The 16905-nt window shown below is 63.9% G+C and carries 15 protein-coding genes and 1 tRNA gene; 11 read left to right on the top strand and 5 right to left on the bottom strand.

Features of this window, described 5'->3' with window-relative positions; translation table 11 throughout:
• Positions 1-32 precede the first annotated feature (32 nt).
• From AB0L97_RS05810 to AB0L97_RS05835, 6 genes are all read left to right on the top strand, one after another.
• Positions 33-3617, top strand: coding sequence for a hypothetical protein (locus AB0L97_RS05810; protein WP_364425623.1), 3585 nt, complete (start codon positions 33-35; stop codon positions 3615-3617).
• A gap of 1 nt (position 3618) precedes the next feature.
• Entirely contained in the window at positions 3619-7302 is a 3684-nt protein-coding gene (locus AB0L97_RS05815; RefSeq protein ID WP_364425625.1) for a hypothetical protein, read from the top strand.
• Positions 7292-8113 carry a hypothetical protein gene (locus AB0L97_RS05820; protein ID WP_364425627.1) on the top strand — a complete coding sequence of 274 codons (822 nt, stop codon included), beginning with the start codon at positions 7292-7294 and terminating at the stop codon, positions 8111-8113. The genes AB0L97_RS05815 and AB0L97_RS05820 overlap by 11 nt, the downstream gene beginning before the upstream one ends.
• 154 nt (positions 8114-8267) lie before the next feature.
• Complete coding sequence (locus AB0L97_RS05825) at positions 8268-9155, top strand: hypothetical protein (RefSeq protein WP_364425629.1); 888 nt, start codon at positions 8268-8270, stop codon at positions 9153-9155.
• A 212-nt stretch (positions 9156-9367) separates the two neighbouring features.
• Entirely contained in the window at positions 9368-10096 is a 729-nt protein-coding gene (locus tag AB0L97_RS05830; RefSeq protein WP_364425631.1) for a hypothetical protein, read from the top strand.
• Positions 10097-10136: 40 nt separating this feature from the next.
• Positions 10137-10598, top strand: coding sequence for a hypothetical protein (locus tag AB0L97_RS05835; RefSeq protein ID WP_364425633.1), 462 nt, complete (start codon positions 10137-10139; stop codon positions 10596-10598).
• 18 nt (positions 10599-10616) lie between these two features.
• On the opposite strand, the gene AB0L97_RS05840 is transcribed toward AB0L97_RS05835, so the two are convergent.
• The gene (locus AB0L97_RS05840) at positions 10617-10847 is read right to left on the bottom strand and encodes a hypothetical protein (protein ID WP_364425635.1); all 231 of its coding nucleotides are present in this window, start codon (positions 10845-10847) and stop codon (positions 10617-10619) included.
• A gap of 561 nt (positions 10848-11408) precedes the next feature.
• Between AB0L97_RS05840 and AB0L97_RS05845 the strand changes: the two genes are divergently transcribed.
• From AB0L97_RS05845 to AB0L97_RS05860, 4 genes are all read left to right on the top strand, one after another.
• A complete protein-coding gene (locus AB0L97_RS05845; protein ID WP_364425637.1) occupies positions 11409-11549 on the top strand; it encodes a hypothetical protein in 141 nt (46 codons plus the stop codon).
• Between the two features lie 369 nt (positions 11550-11918).
• The gene (locus tag AB0L97_RS05850) at positions 11919-12389 is read left to right on the top strand and encodes a hypothetical protein (protein ID WP_364425639.1); all 471 of its coding nucleotides are present in this window, start codon (positions 11919-11921) and stop codon (positions 12387-12389) included.
• Positions 12390-12917: 528 nt separating this feature from the next.
• Entirely contained in the window at positions 12918-13073 is a 156-nt protein-coding gene (locus AB0L97_RS05855; protein ID WP_364425641.1) for a hypothetical protein, read from the top strand.
• 232 nt (positions 13074-13305) lie between these two features.
• On the top strand, positions 13306-13953 hold the full coding sequence (locus AB0L97_RS05860) for a hypothetical protein (RefSeq protein ID WP_364425643.1): 648 nt from the start codon (positions 13306-13308) through the stop codon (positions 13951-13953).
• Positions 13954-14162: 209 nt separating this feature from the next.
• Here the strand turns inward: AB0L97_RS05860 and AB0L97_RS05865 are convergent, their stop codons facing one another.
• The 4 genes from AB0L97_RS05865 to AB0L97_RS05880 all read right to left on the bottom strand — a co-directional run bounded on the left by AB0L97_RS05865 (position 14163) and on the right by AB0L97_RS05880 (position 16232).
• On the bottom strand, positions 14163-14408 hold the full coding sequence (locus tag AB0L97_RS05865; protein ID WP_364425645.1) for a hypothetical protein: 246 nt from the start codon (positions 14406-14408) through the stop codon (positions 14163-14165).
• A 299-nt stretch (positions 14409-14707) separates the two neighbouring features.
• Positions 14708-15085: a hypothetical protein gene (locus AB0L97_RS05870; RefSeq protein ID WP_364425647.1), complete on the bottom strand. Its 378-nt coding sequence runs from the start codon at positions 15083-15085 to the stop codon at positions 14708-14710.
• Positions 15086-15143: 58 nt separating this feature from the next.
• Positions 15144-15228, bottom strand: a tRNA-Leu gene (locus AB0L97_RS05875).
• A 134-nt stretch (positions 15229-15362) separates the two neighbouring features.
• On the bottom strand, positions 15363-16232 hold the full coding sequence (locus tag AB0L97_RS05880; RefSeq protein WP_364425649.1) for an NAD(P)-binding domain-containing protein: 870 nt from the start codon (positions 16230-16232) through the stop codon (positions 15363-15365).
• A gap of 144 nt (positions 16233-16376) precedes the next feature.
• On the opposite strand from AB0L97_RS05880, the gene AB0L97_RS05885 reads away from it, so the two are divergent.
• Positions 16377-16727, top strand: a complete 351-nt coding sequence (locus AB0L97_RS05885) for a helix-turn-helix domain-containing protein (protein ID WP_355077950.1) — start codon at positions 16377-16379, stop codon at positions 16725-16727.
• Positions 16728-16905: the final 178 nt, after the last annotated feature.

The following is a 16905-nucleotide window of genomic DNA, read 5'->3' on the forward strand; positions in this document are numbered from 1 at the left end:
GATAGGCGAAGTTTATAGGGAGTAGTGGGATCATGATCGAGCATACGATCAACGGACTGACTGCCTGCTGTCGCAAGCCAGGAACGGTCGACTTGTTTGTAGGTGATGAGCAGGGCGGAGTTTGGCACCGCTCTGGGCGTGTCGAGGCAGCTACCTCCCAGCTGAACTGGAGCACCTGGGTAAATCTCGGTCGGCCGCCGATTCCCGGTACGGCGGCGCCCTCGGCCGACTGGCTAAACGTCACTTCCTCGGGCACGGACCGCCTCGAGTTGTTCGTCCGCTCCGGGGTGAACGTGTACCACCGGCGATTTGCTGGCGGTGCCTGGACCCCGAGTTGGGCATCTCGTACCCTTCCCGACAATAGCGTTACTTCCGGGTTTGCCACGGCAGCGACAGATCTCGACGACCTTCACATCTTGTACACCGTCGGTGCGGAGGTCGTGCATTGGCGACTCAAGGACAATTCGCGTATCCGGATGCAAGGCGGACCGTCGCGGCGGCTGCGCGCGATACCCATTCCGGGCGGATTCCAGCTGTATGTGACGAATCCGGCCAATCCGCCCGGAAGTCGTTACCGCTGTCGCCAATACACGGGGTCTTGGGGGACGCCGTCGGATCTGGATGGTCTTCCCCTGGGCGATCGCCCGTTCTCGGACACCTTCGCGGCGTCGGCGAATCAACTGATGCTGGCCCCGGGCCGAGACCAGCGCCTGTGGATTCGAACGGTTGCGACCGCTCTGTGGCGGGACATAGGCGGCGTCATCACCTCCGACGGCGATCGGTACGACATCCTCGCCGCCGCGGCCACCAGTAGTACGCGCACCGATATTTTCTCCTTGTGTGCCCCGGCGGGTCTGGTGCATCGCCGCTACGATTCCGCGCTCGGGGATCTGCATGATTCGCGTGCCTGGTCGCCGTGGCAGCTGGTGGATACCTGGGCAGGCCCCCTCGCCGGGTACACGCTGCTGCGGCCCGACGACCTGCTGCATGTCCATGTGCGAGACAGCGGATTTCGACGCGGTGTGAACGCGCAGGGCGCGCCGGAACTCATCGCGGAAAAAGACGCCCGTCTGGATGTCAATTTTCCGCCGCAGCACATGGCCGAGGAAGCCAGCGAGGCCAGTCAAGCTCGCTCCGCCGGCCCTTCACGGCTGCGGTTCAAAATTCCTCCATCCACAGTCGTACCCCTGTCTGTGCAAGGTGTGCTCGACACGATGATCGCCCGCGAATTCCGGCCACCAGAGGGTCAACCGGACTCCGGATCGGTGCTGGAACTGCCGTGGCGGTTACTGATGGCGCTGCCCTCGGGAGGTCGGTGCGCGCCGGCGCCGCTGCCGGTGAAAAGCGCAGGCGGTGTGACCGGTTTGTGGCACTGCCAGATCCTCAATCGAGCCGGAGGCCCGGTGGTGTCCCTGCGCCCGTTCCGGGCCCTACACCGCCAGAACACTTTTCAGAAAACGCCGTTGGGTGCGGGTAACGAGACGGTGGACTTGATCGTGGAGAGGGCAGCCCAACTGCCGGTCACCGCGAACCGGCTGATCCTCAGTAGTCTGGGCGCCTGGTTCTCACTGACCGCAGAGTTCGGCGGCACTCCGGAACTCAAATGGAGCCACCGCGCCGCGATGGGCCGCGACTACTACGTCCGCGTCGTCAAAAGCGGCCGACTGTTCCCATTCGGGCACCGTGTGGTGCACATCGAGACATTCGAGCGTGTCTTCAGACCCGACATGCTCGGTGATCAGAGCAGTCACCCCGCTGCGCTGCAGGTGAAGCATACGTTGGTCATTACCGAGCCGGTGCGCGACTTCGGCGCTGGTGCGGGGGGTAGCCACGAGCGGGCGTTCCCGTTCCAGCGGGTGAGCTTCGCAGGCCAGTTGACATGGGAAGTCGACGGCCCGCCTGAAGGCAAACAGATGTTCTGGCCGCAGCAATACGGCGATCCGATCTACTTCGCACTGATCCTGCAGTCAGGGCGGGAGACCGTCGAGGCCACCTTGCCGCTGCTGTTCGTGACCGACGGGACTCCGGCAGGATCCCAGGAATTGGACGACGAGTACAAAAAAGGGCCCCCGAACGTGCCCGGACGACCGGCAGCGGGCATCGACCGCGCTATCCCGCTGCTGGTGACTTCCGGCGCCAACGGCTATGAGCCGGTGAGCGACTCCATTCAGCATGTGCTCAGTGCCGAATTCGGCATCGGCCAGGCGCCCAACGGCACCCATCCGAAACTCTCCCAGCTGAAGGTGGCACTTCCGGCTCTGCAGAAGCTGATCGGCGCCAAGGCGCCGGGCGGAATCCGCGCAACGCTGAGCGCACAGTTGTTGAGCGATCCCAATGCGACCGTCCTGCTCGACCTTGTGGACACCCCGAAGATCGACTTCGCCGAGGCCGGCGCTGCCACCGGTGCGGTGGCCGCGCCCGCCATGCCCGCCGTGAACGGTGTCACCCGCAACCGCGGACCGATTGTCAAGCCTCCGTCCGGTAAACCTTATCCGAGCCCTACTGCGTTGTTCAGCGACGATGCGACCTTGTTCGGTGTCATCAAACTGAACAAGCTGATCCAGGCAGTCACCGATCAACCCGCCATTACGTGGCGCAACGGTGCGGCCCTGCTGCAGTGGACCCAACAGCTGTCCGGCGCGGCCGCCAGTCCCATCGACCCATTTGTGCCCGGACCCACCTCGACGCTGGCTCTCGCCTCAGGCCCGGATGAGACCAAGGGGCGTGTCACGGACTTCTCGCTCAACATTCCCGATCGCGCACGGCAGGTCGTGGTCATCGAGCTGAACGAAGTAGCCTTCACAAGCCGGTCGGCTGGGCCGACCGCACGACCCACCGTCACAGTCGACGTGCGTGAAGTCAGTCTCGACGGCGCCTTGCGCTTCGTTCAGACACTGCAGTCTTTCATGCTGAAATCCGCTGGCGGGCCGGAAATCGCGGTTCTGCCGACCGAGGTTGCGGTGCGCTATGTGGCGGCCGTGCCGGCCGTCTCGGTCGGGGTTTTCAGCATGACGAATCTGGCGATCGAGGCCGGTGTCACGCTGTCTTTGGTCAACAAGCCACTTACGGTCGATTTCAAGTTCGCTACCCGGCAGCGGCCGTTCCTGGTCACGGTGTCGGGCCTCGGGGGCGGCGGTTACCTCGAGCTGGCCGTGGCTGCCGGTGGTCAACCAGATGGACTGACCAAATTGGTAGGAGGCATCGAGTTCGGCGCCAGTGTCGCGGTGGACTTCGCCGTAGTGGCAGCGGAAGTCCATGTCTTCGGTGGGATCGTGTTCGTCTATGACCGTCGCGTCAGTATCACTGGATACCTGCGCATCGGCGGCAGCATCGACCTGCTCGGGCTGGCCAGGGTGGCCGTGGAACTCACCCTCGGCCTCACCTACACCCCGAACAGGCTGGAAGGATCCGCCAAACTCGTTGTCGTCATCGATCTGACACTGTGGTCGGCAAGCTTCGAACTCACCTGCCGCAAGAGCTTCGCCGGCCCCGACATGCTAGCGCCGGAGCGAGGCGCCATTGCTGCGCCACCGGCGTCGTCAGTGGCGGCCACGCTGGGTCCGGTGGGAACTTCCTATCCCTGGCGGACTTACTGCCGGGCGTTCGCAGGAGAATGACATGGAGCCTGCCGTCGTACTTAGTCGACAGTTCGTATGGACCGCCATCCCCGCGGGCCGCATCATTCCACGCCTGGGCCGGCAGGTGGGAGTGGTGTCAGTGCTGCTCACCCCGCGCCTGTTCGGGCCGAGTGGCGCACCGTTGACGTTGAAAAGCTTCGGGCTGGACACATGGCCGAAGTGGCTGGACAGCACCGGCTTCACGTTCACCTGCGGCAGTGCTGAAGTGGATCTCGGTAAGGTGCAACGCATTCCGCATGGATTCACCGTCCAGCAACAGCTATCGACGTGGGCCGCGGTGTTCGGCGCGAGTATGACCGTGAGACCGTATCGGGCCATGTCCTATGCCGGCAGGCCGATCCGTGTCTTCCCGGCGGCGGCTGCGGTGACGGAAGTTCGGAATGCCTATAGCGCCACGGGCAGAGCCTATGCCCGGTATTCGGCGCCCGGCAGCGAAGAGCAGCTGCACCGCGCGCTGGCCGATGCGACGGCGCAATGGCAGGGCAGCCTGGCCGCCGACGAGACCGAGGACAGCAGGAGAGTGCGGTCCTCGGCGCTCGATCAAGCTTTCGCCTTCTACCAGCGTGATCGCGACGTAACGCCGCTGGAGCCGCGCCTGGACGCGGCCGACGACCAGCGCGAATTCCACACTACAGTGGCGCAATTAGCTGACCATCCAGTTCTGCTGCGGGCGCTGGGTCTGCTACTGGACTTCGGCATCGACGCGACCGTGCTCAACGGGCAGAAGGTTCTCAGCGTCCGCCCGATGTGGTCGACCGCCAAACCTCCGGGGTGGACGAACACGGGCCTTGCGGACGACCCCACACGGCCGGACCTCTCACCGTCCACCGCATACGTCGTGACCGGTACACGCTTCGTCCCCGACCCCACCGGCAGCCCGATCGCCAATGGAGTGTTGGCGATCGGAAGCGCCGGACTCGCCGAGGTGGCCGGAGCCCGCTTCGAATCTCTAGCGTTCGACATCGACGGTGCCGCGCTGCGCATGGTCGGTGCGGGTCGCGCCGATCGCCGCGACGCCCGCGCTGTGGCAGGAAATCTGCCGGCCCTGCGGTCGGCAGGTGTGTCGCTGGTCGACCGGGGCCGGGCGAGCGCCCTGCGCGAACGGATGAGTCGCGGCGCGGCAACCTCGGCGGATCTGCTTGCGCAGCCCCTGCTGGCCGGAGACCTGGTGGGCGGGTACCGCATCGACATCCAGGACGCCGCCACGTGGTTGTCCACATGTCAGCGGCGTGTGAGCTACACCGTCGGTGGGCAACCCCTTGGCTCAGAGGTACTGGAGGAAGGCTATATTCGCCCTGACGCGCTGACCACAGGTGGCGGTCCGCACGACGCGTTGTACATCCATGAACTGGTCGCGCGATGGGACGGATACAGCACTGCCGTGCAGCGGCCCGGCCGCACGGTACCTACCGGCGACTCGATGCCGCCCACGCCGGCTGATCCGCCCTTCCGAGTCAGCGACAATGTCGAGCCGGGCACTCTGCCACGACTGAGGTTCGGCCGCAAGTACCGCATGCGCGTACGCATCGCCGACCTCGCCAGCGGCGGTCTCGGGCCGAGCGAACTGCTGCCCGCGGACAACGCGCAGTCACTGGAATTCACACACCAGCGATTCGAACCCATTCCACCGCCGGAGATTCTTCCCGGTGCCGGCCTGGCCGCCGGCGAGGCGCTGGACAGGATGGTCGTCGACGACACTCGCACAACCGCACGCCGTCACCTGGTCTGCCCGGCCGCGTCGCTGGACTTGGCGCTGCAGCATTCCGTCTTCGATGCGGCGCTGGGTCCGCACGCCACCGACCAGCAAATCGACGAATTCTTCGCGATCGCCACGCGCGCGGATAAGACGGCGACGGATGCACCAGGCGCACGCCTGGAGGGAAGCGGAGAAGCTCGTTACATCGTGGTCCCCGGCGACACGATGAACGCTCCATGGCTGCCCGATCCCGGCGCCCAGCGCGTGGTCATCGCGGTGAAACGCCGTCCGCCGGATCCTGACGGCCATCCGCTGCCTGCCATTCACGGCATCCCCACCCGGCCGGTGTGGGCTTCGTGGCCCGATCGGCCGGCCATCCGGTTGGATCTGGTGGCCGTCGAATCCGGCTGCAAGGCAACAACCTCGGCGGACCACAGGGTTGTCAGGGTGGAGCTAGGCCGTGCAGAGCAGCTCACATTGAACATCCTCTCGACGATGAACCCGGACGACGTCGGCAAGTTCGGCATCGCGAGCTGGATCAGCGCCGGGCTTGTCGAGGACGACGTGGCGCGCGGCATCGCCGACAACGGGAACGCGTTGGTGACCCCGCCCCGCGAACTCACTGTGGTGCACGCCGTGCAGAAGCCGCTCGCTGCACCGACCGGGAACTTGGACGCGCGGCGCACCACGGCGGGCACCGACGCCGTGCTGGTTACCTCGGGCCTCGAAGTGCACATCCCGAGTACCGGGCGCCTGGAGATCAGCGCCGCCTGGACGGACCCCGACCAGACCCCTGGCCAAGGCCCCGGCGGGACGACTCGCACCGTCGCGCTGGGTAGCTTCACCGTCGGGCAAACGCTGCGGGACAACGCTTTACCGGTGATCAGGCACGAGTTCGCCGATACCCGCCGCCGCAAAATCACCTACACGGTGACCGCGGTGTCGCGTTTCGAAGACTGCTACCCCGGTGCATCGGCCGCGGCGTGCCGGGTGGTCGCACCATTCAAGGTGGATGTGCCGAGCACCGCACGGCCACCGGCGCCCGATGTCTCGCACTGTGTGCCTTCCTTCCACTGGTCGACCGACGTCACCGCCGACGGCAAGGTGCGTCGGCTGCGCCACGGTGGGCGTGTGCGGGTGTATCTGCAACCACCGTGGAACGTGACCGGCGCCGAAGAAATGCTGGCCGTCCTGATCAGCCCGACATCCACGACGGGCGTCGAAGTGCCCCCTGACCTTAGCTTCGTCGGCCGTGACCCAGTGTGGCTGGGTAGCGCCATCCCGACATTACTGATGGCGCAACACCTCGCCGCGCCTGTGACTTTTACCGCCGACACTGCGCAGAGCCCTGCCCACCCCGGTGTGGCCTACCCGGTGGAGTCCGACAGCGCGGCCCGGCGCTGGTACGCCGACGTGGACCTGTCGCCCTACCCGGGTCGCGCGTACTGCCCATTCGTCCAGTTGGCGTTGGCCCGTTACCAGGCCCACACCACGAACACGAGGAAACTGGCGCTTTCTGAGGTGACGCGTACCGAGCCGATTCAGTTGTTACCCGATCGGCAGCTGGAGATCACGCCGGATACAACAAATCAGCGGTTGAAGCTCCGGCTTACCGGGGTGGGCCCGGTGGCGCCGCACGACCGCAGCGTCGTCACCGCCGAAGTGCAGGTCTACGACGACGATTCCGGGCAACCGCCGGCCGGGCACGCCGCGTCGGAGGTGATCGGCAGCCCAGGGTGGATCACCGTGGTCACCGCGAGCGACAAATTGAACAACACCTTCAGCATCCACGTACCCGACGCCGGTGGACGGCCCCGTCGCATCGTGCTCACCGAAGCCGAAAGCTATCCGCCCCCGCCGGATGCCGGATCGCCCGTAGACGGGCCGGCGCGGCTGATCTACGCCGACATCATCGCCATCGGACCCAGCGGCCAACTCGACACAAGGAACACCAGCCATGTCGACTGAGTTCTACCCAACCAGCTGGACCACACCACACCAGTTGGCAAGCCAACATTCGGCTCGATTCACCTTCACCGCCTCAGCCGAAAAGGGATCTCATTTCGCCCGCGTCGCGATGCGCCCTGACCGGGGCGACGTCCTCACGTTCCGCCTACAGGCCGGATCGGGGGAACCGGTGGAACTGAGGGAAGGACAGTGGGTCGACGTATTCGAGGAAGGATACCCGGAACCAGCCGGGGAGGCTTCGGTCACCACCGAGGACAACGGACTGCACCTCACCGAGATCCAACCCAACAGCACCGGACTCGACTGGACCCTGACGATCGAAAACACCGACCAATTCTCAGTGTTGATCAACGCGGTCGCAGGCGATTCCGGGCACGCGACGTTGGTGCCTTGGCTCCACGTTGCAGTCGAACGCGGATTCATCAACCCCAATCTGCCACCCGCTACGGTCATCAATCGGGGTACCGCCACCGTCTGGATCGATGAGCCCATCGGAGTACATCTCGGCAGCCCGGACTCTCCGTATGTGCTACGCGACCTACCCTCCCAGTTGGAACCGGGCGCTGTGGGAATCCTCGAGGTGGAATGCGTTATCGGCTTCCCGACAATCGGATCCCCCCACGGACCACCGGTGATCACTCACCAGCTGCAGTGCAACGACCCCGATCCGGAGCACACACTACTCACGATCTTACTAGTAGAACCAGAGCTGCCGCACAGCAAATGCCACGCTCCAGGGTGTGACTGCCGCGAGTATGAACCAGGTGGCGCCTGGGGGGGATCCCACAAGGTGCCGGAACTGTGGGCATGACCCACACACTCATTTCGGTGAATAGAAGGAGGCACCGAACACCTGTGAGAGCTCCGACGAAACAGAACGGATTGTCCGAAACCCGCTGTAGAGCTGCCGCATCGAATAGTGACCGCGAAGACTGATGATCCCCCGATACCATTGGAGGCCAGCGATGGATATCTTGTTCATCTTATTCCCCGACGACTGGCAGAGCAGTCCCAAGGAATTTCCTGCCGGAGACAGTATTTCAGTCGCCTTCCCCGCAAGATCACCGATTGGAGTAATCCACATCCGGATCGCGGTGCGTGACGTCGATCCCGAGCTGATGAGGCTTTCGCTACAGGCCGGCGCGGGCGCACTGTTCGAGTTGAGTGCCGGAGCCGCCGTCGACGTGCTCGACGAGAACGAAGATCCGGATCAGCCGGCGGGCACCGCCTCCCTGGTCGATGAGGGGCACGGGGTCTACCACATCGAGATCACCTTCAACGTCCAGGACCAGCAGTGGACGCTGTCCGCGGAAAATTCCGCCGATACCAGCGCGAGCATCAATGTCGCGGCTGCCGGCACCGACGACCCCGATAGTGACACCCTACGGCCATGGATCGATCTGCCCAGAGGGAAGATAATCCTGAAATCGCACGGATTTCAGCCTGCGCCAGAGACCGCGGAGATTCGGTTCCGCAACTGCGGAACCGCCACGCTCAAAATTACCCAGAGTCCAGGTCAGCCACTACCGGGCGACATATTCACACTCGAATCCGTCGAGCCCGACGTTGTCGAGCCCGGAGAGGAAGGGACGCTCGTCTTCCGAGCGCTGGAAGGCAAAGTGGGATTGCTCGACCACAAAATCGAATGCAATGACAAAGACGACGGTCACAGACGAATCCAAATCGAGCGAGAGGAACTGAAAGCGCCTCCGCAGCCGTGGGGTCCGTGTAATACCTGCAGTTCGCGCCCTCCAGGGCAACCGAAGTGCAGTGTGTTCCTCGGCGATCCCATCAGCTTGAACAGCCTGTGCGAGAGAACATTTTGCCGTCACAAACTGATCGCTCATTCTTAACGTCGGGCGCGAGCCTGTACTCGGGACATCAGCGGCGCGCCGCGATCCGGCCGAAGCCCAAAGTCGCGATGAGAGCGGAAGTGGGTGAGCATGAAAGCGCTGTCCGAAAGAACTAGATGCAAAACATTGCCGGACGCGTGGGCGGCTATGGCCCAGGTTCGACAGAGAATGCCGCCATCCGACCGGCGGCGCGACAACGTAGGAGATTTCTGATGGCTGTCGAACTATTTCCATACGGCTGGAACGCCCCTCGAAGCATACCGGCAAGAGACTCCGCCGAGTTCGCCTTCACCACAGTGGGACGAGACACATTCCATGTGCGGGTGGCGGTGCGGCCGGTGAGCTTGTCAGCGCTGACGATGTCGGTTCGAGCCGAGGGCGGTCGATCGGTCGAGTTGTCCGGCGCTCCCGTCGAGGTGTTCGACAGCACAGACACAAAGGATCCAGCCGGGACGGTGTTCGTTGAAGACGAGGGCCATGGCGTCCACCGTATTTTCATAGAACTCAACTGCTCCGGCCAACAATGGACCTTCACAGCCGATAACACCGCCGACGCCCCTGTCAGTATGAATGCTGTGGCTGCAGGCACCGACGATGAAGCGACGCGGCCGTGGATCGTACTGTCCCAACGGGAAGATCGGGCCGTCACGCTGGGTGTACCGCCGATCCCCGGCAGTGTCAGCATCCGCTTTCAGAACTGGGGTACAGGCACTCTTATGATCAACCAGGACAGCGATACCCGAACAGAGGGTAGGTACACGCTTGAAAGAGTCGACCCTGATCACGTAGAACCTGGCGGAGTCGGCACGCTGACCTGGGCGGTTCCCGAAGATAATACGGCAGATGGCACGAGCGCTGAGCAAATGATCAAATGCAACGATCCCGACACAAGCCACGCGCTCGTTCGAATGCTGACGGATACGCCGTACAAGGCGGACTAGCAGCACCTCCGAGGGGCGGCGAAAGCTGGCTGCCAGGAATATGGAGCTGCCCGTCGGCGTGCTCAACAATGGGCTCCAACCACCCGCGCGCGAGCACACCCGCAAACATCGTGCAGGCAGCCGCTCCGATCCGGCGATGGATCAGGTGATTCTGTGCGGATGTTTGCGCGGGATGCTCGCTGCGACCCCGCCGCACCCGGTGGTAGCCGAACTCACCCCGGTGCTCACCGACCGCAGCGCAGCCGAACGAGTCGGGTTGCCCGCGACCGCATCCGCCGTGAAGGCGTACACGGCTGCTAACAAGCCGCTGGGCCAAGTTCAGCGGCGGGTGATCTCGGCGATGTCGGCCGCGGAGGACGCCGCTCTGACCGCGCAGATCGGCACCTACACCGCCGCGTCGCCCGCTGAGCATCAGCCTTCCGGCTGGAACCCAAACGGTGGGCAGGTCAATGTGCCAGCTACTCCTCTCAGTCGGTATTGCTTCGTCGCCAGGCGAGTCTAAGTAGTCACTCCGACAGCATCAGTAGTAATACAATCCCCAGAATCCGTTTTGCCCGGCAACGGCGAGGAATTCTCCCGGTTTCGAGGGAGGGTCAGCATTCGCAAGATCGACCAGATAGCTGACGTCGGAATAGAAACTGCTCTTATGCCAGCTCTTGGCGGCACTAAGGGACGCTGTGCGCCTTTTCTCTGCAATTGCGTCTTTCACCGACGCATCCTTGACTTCTTCAGTGACGTAGTCGTAGCTCATCTGATTGCACCTTTCCCGTAATGGTCCGCCGCAGAACTCGGACCATTAGCCTCAGATTCCCAAACGCCGCCCACCGCGTCGTGTCCGGCGGGCTTCCACGCATCCCGCCTCGGATCCTTACATATTCGGACCTGCACGAGTCAGCACGGGCGTGCGGCAGGACAGCGTGTTTGGACCACAACCCCCATCAGGTTCGCAGCTCCGAACAAGCTTGCCCGAAGCCAGGTCTCAATTATTCCCGCTTCGGCGTCGGATGTCACTAATGGTTCGCACATCTAACCGTCACACCTATTCTCATGGAGGGGTACAGTTCAACGGATGGCCGCGGGTCGCCGATTACAAAGCTGGGCGACGAGGTCGGAGCATCTCCTTGACATAATTCTCTTGTCGGCACGACAGGTGCATCACCCACGCATTTTGCGGGTGTGCCGGATCGGGGGCGGAAGGTGGTGTTGCCCACCCCGATCCCGGACGTGTTGGTGCAACAGGTGATCGCCGACATGCAGACGCCGACGTGATCGACAGCATCGAGTGCCGGGCATCAGGCGCGACCGGATGTGGGTGGCGCACGTATCCGAGCACGGAGTGTACGGGTACGTGCAGACGCTGAAAGCGGTGCGCCAGAGCATCGTAGACGGGCTCGCGCACATCGGCGTGACCGCGAAGGTCACCGTCCTGTCCCATGCTACGCCGCACCTGTAATATCACCGGGCTCAACACATCAGCCTGAAGCGGGTGCCGAGGACGGCCTGGAGAGCGACGAGGCCCGTCGCTCTACGCGGAGCGACGGGCTTCGATGCACAGACGCGGCTGCGCTACGCGAATGGCTTGATCATCCGCAGGATGTAGCTCTGGACCGGTTGGTAGTCCGCGTTACGCGGACGCTTTCGGGAACGGAGTCAATCCGTGGCGGGTTGATCCGGCCTAGAGAAGTACACCGGAACGGGCAAGACCAAGGACGCGGCCGAGAAAGACGCCTGGAACAAGGCGCAAGCGGCTGCACCCAAGGGGCGGAAGGTCAAGCACTGCCGCGTCGAGAGCTCATCGAAGAAATAGCAGAAAGGGTTGTACGTGGACGACGACGAACGCCAAGTGTGGGAGTTCGCGGTAGGACTCGGGTTGCCGGACGCGACCGGGCCCGGTGCCCTCGACGGTGAGGGAATCCACCCGGTTGCGCTGGCGCTCGAGGAGAGCACCCATCGGATCCGCGGGGTGAACCGTATCCCGTGCTTCACCAGCTTCGGACCGGTCACCGCGGTCGATGAGTTCGCTCAGCGCGCGTGGGGCGACGCATACGACCCGGCGCGCGTCCCAGTTGAATGCCGTCTTGCCGTCTATGTGACCGACGACGAGCTGGACGAACTGGTGTCAGCGATGGTCGAGGATCTCGGCATCGATGAGGAAGGATACTCGGTGGTAGTCGGCCGGAAGGTCGCCGTCGGCCTGCGAGCCATATCGCTGGAGTCGCCGGAGAACAGCTTCTACCAGCACCTCGTGGGCCAATACCGGGTGGCGTCGGTCCGGTCCAGATCCTCGAAGTAGCAGGACAATGTCACGGTCCACTTGGCGGTGAGTTCGAACTGCCAGTGCGGGTGTGCCGCGTCGACGGGTTCGGCCGCAATCGTCGGTGTCTCAGCCTGTGCGATGCCGATCCCGGCTGTCATGCGCCCGCGATGCACGCAGCCGTCAGCGCGATTGTTGTGACAAGTCGCCGCCCGGCCGAAATGGTTCGTATGTCGTCCCCTCCGTTGGTTTGAAGGTATCTCCTTCACTGCTCTTGGACGATGCTGCGGCACAACAGGTTCCATCAGTGACCGGTGTCACAAGGTCGCCACAGGTCCATCTAAGGCGGTCCGCGAGTTGATCGACAGCCGAGCACCAGGCACCGAAAAATTCTGCCCGATACTGCTCAGCGTCATACGCACCACAGTCTGCCGTAGAGAGCTATTGCCTGATAACTACGGTTATCGGGCAAGATCGCCTAGGATCGGTTCAGACGAGCTGTGGGAACCCCACTGTCGCTTCATCGTTCGATTTATGGCTATCGGGCAACTTCGGGAAGTGGAGGCTGTGCGCGACGTCGACGATGCGATCGACACCGACGAGGTGGCGCTGCCGATGGCGGTGCACATCGAGGAGTTCCTTACCGACCTCGCGAACGCCAACCGGCCGGCCAGCACCCTCCGGGCCTACCGCGGGGACCTGACCGCCTGTCAATGTCCGTAGTCGGCTGCACGGATGTCCGAACTCCTGTGCACTCGTGCCAGCCGGCCGTCTGGAGGCTGGTGCAGTCCCAGTCGGCGCCGCGCGTAGGCAGGGATGGCGGCGGCCAGCCAGGCGGATAGGTCTGGGTCGGCGTGTTCGGGCCATCCATCGCTATTGACGGCGCGGTGCCAGCTTTTCACCGGCGGCGACACGCCGACACCCACGATCTCAGGCCGGAGTCTAGGCTCCCGGCATGAGCACGGCCCAAACCGAGAAAAGCCGACCGGGGAACCGGCGATTGCTGTCACGGCTTCGCAGGCATCTTCTGCTCGTCTGCACCATCGTGGCCTGCCTCGGGATACTCGTCCCTGCGAGCAAGCCGGCCAACGCCGAGCTGATGTCGTTGTCCCCGTGGCAGATCCTCGGGGGGACTTTCGTGGCGGTTGTGGTGTGGACCGTGGTCATCTGCTACCCGATCCTGGCAGTCCGATCCCGGCGGGTTCGGGTACCTGAGCTCGGCCTCCTGGCTGCTCCCGCACTGATTGTCGCGCTCACGGCCATTCTATGGAGCGCAGACCTGCCAATGGCTGTGCGCTGGCACTTCTCGGCGCACGCCTTCGACGATGCGACACAGCAGGTGAGTGCCGGGATCGATCCACGGACGTTCGAAGGTGACCGCCTCGGCCTTTATCGCATTCGCGGTGTGGTACGCCTCAGCGACGGCATCTACTTCAGGACTGGCCCTCTGGGGTCCTATTGCTCGGAGGGAAGTGGCTTTGCCAATCTTTCTGGCCACCGGCCCGCGACAGGCGCATCTCGTCATCTCAGCGGCGACTGGTATTGGTTCTGTTTCACCAGCGCGGTTGCAGCGCCCGACCACCCCATCGGCGGAGCGTACTAGCCGGTGACGAAACCGCTGGCCTGAAGCGACGAAGGCCAACAGGCCTGAGGCGGTCGGCAGTTGCGCACGAAGGTGATTCGATACGCTGACCTGCCTCCCCAGACCAACACGCCAATCCGACCCGAGCAGGTTCGCATCACCACCCGGTTCCGGGTGTCGAGATAATTCGGCGTCATTCTGGGGTACACCCCAACACCCGCTCGTGATCATCATGTAGTCGCGTTGTGCAGTCGGTCCCGGTAGATCCTGTATGCCTTGCGGTCGGCGGCCGACGTGCTCTCCCCGACTGTTTCGGCGGCGGCCAATAGCGCCTGGTGGACGTGCGGCGGGGCGGTGATGTGCAGGCTGTAGCCTTGGCCGCGTCGTACTTCCAGGCCGTGTTGCAGGGCGTGACGCTCGGATTCACCGAGGTCGGCGGTGTGACCGGTGAGACGGCGGGCGATCTTGCCCGGCATAGCGCACTCATCAGCAAGGACGCCTTCGAGCAGACTCAACTACGGCTCGCCGCCCTCGGCCCGCAATCGACGGGCAGGACCACGACCCGTCGTCAGCACCCGTACGCCTTCAAGGGACTGTTGTTCCACGATGCCTGCGGACGCCGCATGCAAGGCAACTGGAACCACGGGCTGCCGCACTACCGCTGCCGGTATCCCTCCGAGTCCGCCCTCGCCAATAAACTCGACCACCCGACGACCGTCTACCTGCGCGAAGACCAGCTCAGCGGCCCGATCGATTCATGGTTGGCCGACATCTTTCACCCCGACCGGATCGAGCATTCACTGACCGTACTTGAAGGTGCCGGACCGACAACACGGCCACCATCGAGAGTGCACGGCGATCGCTTGCCGAACACGACCGCAAACTGTCCCGGTACCGAGCAGCACTGGAAGCGGGCACCGACCCGGCCCTTGTGGCGGGCTGGACCCAGCAGGTCCAGCGCGAACGCCGGGCCACCGCGGCACAGCTCGCCGCGCTGGAAGTTGAGCAACGCGCGGATCACCACATGAGCAAGGAGGAGATCCACCAGCTTGTGACCTCGCTGGGCAGCCTGGTCCACATACTGAAGGCGGCTGACCCCACCGACAAACTCGAGGTCTACCGGCAACTCGGCCCGAAGCTCACCTACGACCACGAAAAACGGGTAGTCGTGGCAGAAACTGCTCCACAACCACCCATGTGCGTAGTGTCTGTGTCCGGAGGGGGACTTGAACCCCCACGCCCGATAAAGGGCACTAGCACCTCAAGCTAGCGCGTCTGCCATTCCGCCACCCGGACCGGTGTGCCCAGCAAGATTATCGGATCATCTCCGTGTGGACCAAATCGCGGCTTGACCTGCGGATTCTTGAGCGTTTGCGGGCGAAGGGCGTGTGGGCCGCACCGGTGGAAGGAGTGCGGCCCACGCGGGGGACTCAGAGAAGTTCTTCGAAGGTGCGTTCGAATCCGAGGGCTCCTCGGCCGTCGGCTACCTGGCGGTCGAGGAGGGTTTTCAAGGGGGCGATGAAGTCGAGGGTGACGTGGGCGTCGCGGCTGGCGCGGTTGATCGCGTCGAGTGCGGCTTTGTGGAAGGCGATGGACTGGATGGGGTCGGTGTAGGTGGCGGTGTCGATGACGGTGCCTTGGTGCGGTAAGGATTGGGTCATCGCGGTGAGCCATGCGGCGGCTCGTCGGCCGAATTCGGCGGCGGGGACGCCGACCGACCGCATCATGGCCGCGCCGTGCAGGAAGCCGCCGAACATGGCGTACATGGCCGCCAGCAGGGCGAAGTCGTAGGTCGAGGCGAGGCCCGCGTCGTCGCCCAAGTATTCTGCGGCAGCGAGTAATTCGAGGGATTCGTGGTGTGCGTCGAAGACCGCCCGTGAGCCGCTGTAGAGGATGGACGCGCCCGGCTGTCCGATCATGGGTGGTATCGCCATGATGCCGCCGTCGAGGTAGTCGCAGTCGTGACGGGCCGCCCAGGCGGCGAGTTCGCGGGCCTCGTTGGGGGCGGTGCTGGTGAGGTTGATCAGTTGCCGTCCGGCCAGTCGGTGGGCTACCGGGTCGAGGGTGGCGTGCACCGAAGCGTGGTCGAGCAGTACGGCGATGATCGGGCCGTCGGTGTCGATCGCCTCGGCGATGGTGGCGACGCTCGTGGCTCCGGCGGCGCGGAGGTCGGCGTCCTTGCCGGGGGTGCGGTTCCACACGGTGGTCGGCAGCCCCGCCTTCAGGAAGGTCGCGGCGAGCGCCTGCCCCATCGCGCCGAGTCCCAGGATGGTCACCGGGGTCTTCGTGGTCTCCGCCATTGCGGGTTCAGCTCCTTTGAGGTCGAGAAAATCCTGGTCAGCGCGCTGAAATCAAGAGTGCTCGACAACCGGCGGGCGGGCAAGTACCTACTATTTTGTGGGGTACTTACCGAATGGTTTGTGAACAGGTGGAGAAGGTGAACGATGGGCTCGAAGCGGTCGGGGCCGTACTTCTGTGGGATCGACGCGGCGATGGATGTCGTCGGCGGCAAGTGGAAGGCGCTGATTCTCTGGGAGTTGGACAACCACCGGGTTCGGCGCTTCGGCGAGCTCCGCAAGGGGCTGCCCGGCGTCTCGGAGAAGATGCTCATCCAGCAGCTGCGGGAGCTGGAGGAGGACGGCATCGTCGACAGGACCGTCTATCGGGAAGTGCCGCCGCGGGTGGAGTACCGGTTGACCGAGATCGGTGTCGCGCTGAACGCCGCGCTGGAGCCGCTGGGCGCGTGGGGGCGGGAGCGGATCGATCGGATCGGCGCGCGGCGGGTGCATGAGTAGCTCGGAAGTGAATCCTTCAAAAGTGAATGTTTCACTTGGGCAACATGGTTCAGCGGAAGATCAAGCTACTAGTTGGTAACTTGAGTTAATTTTGTGCACACCGAAGGTAATTGACGCCTAACCGGGCGCGTCGTATGTTCCACGTCACAACTTTTGCAAGATGTGGGTGGCTTCGCAG

The organism is Nocardia sp. NPDC051911, from assembly GCF_040681035.1.
Classification (GTDB): Bacteria; Actinomycetota; Actinomycetes; order Mycobacteriales; family Mycobacteriaceae; genus Nocardia; species Nocardia sichangensis.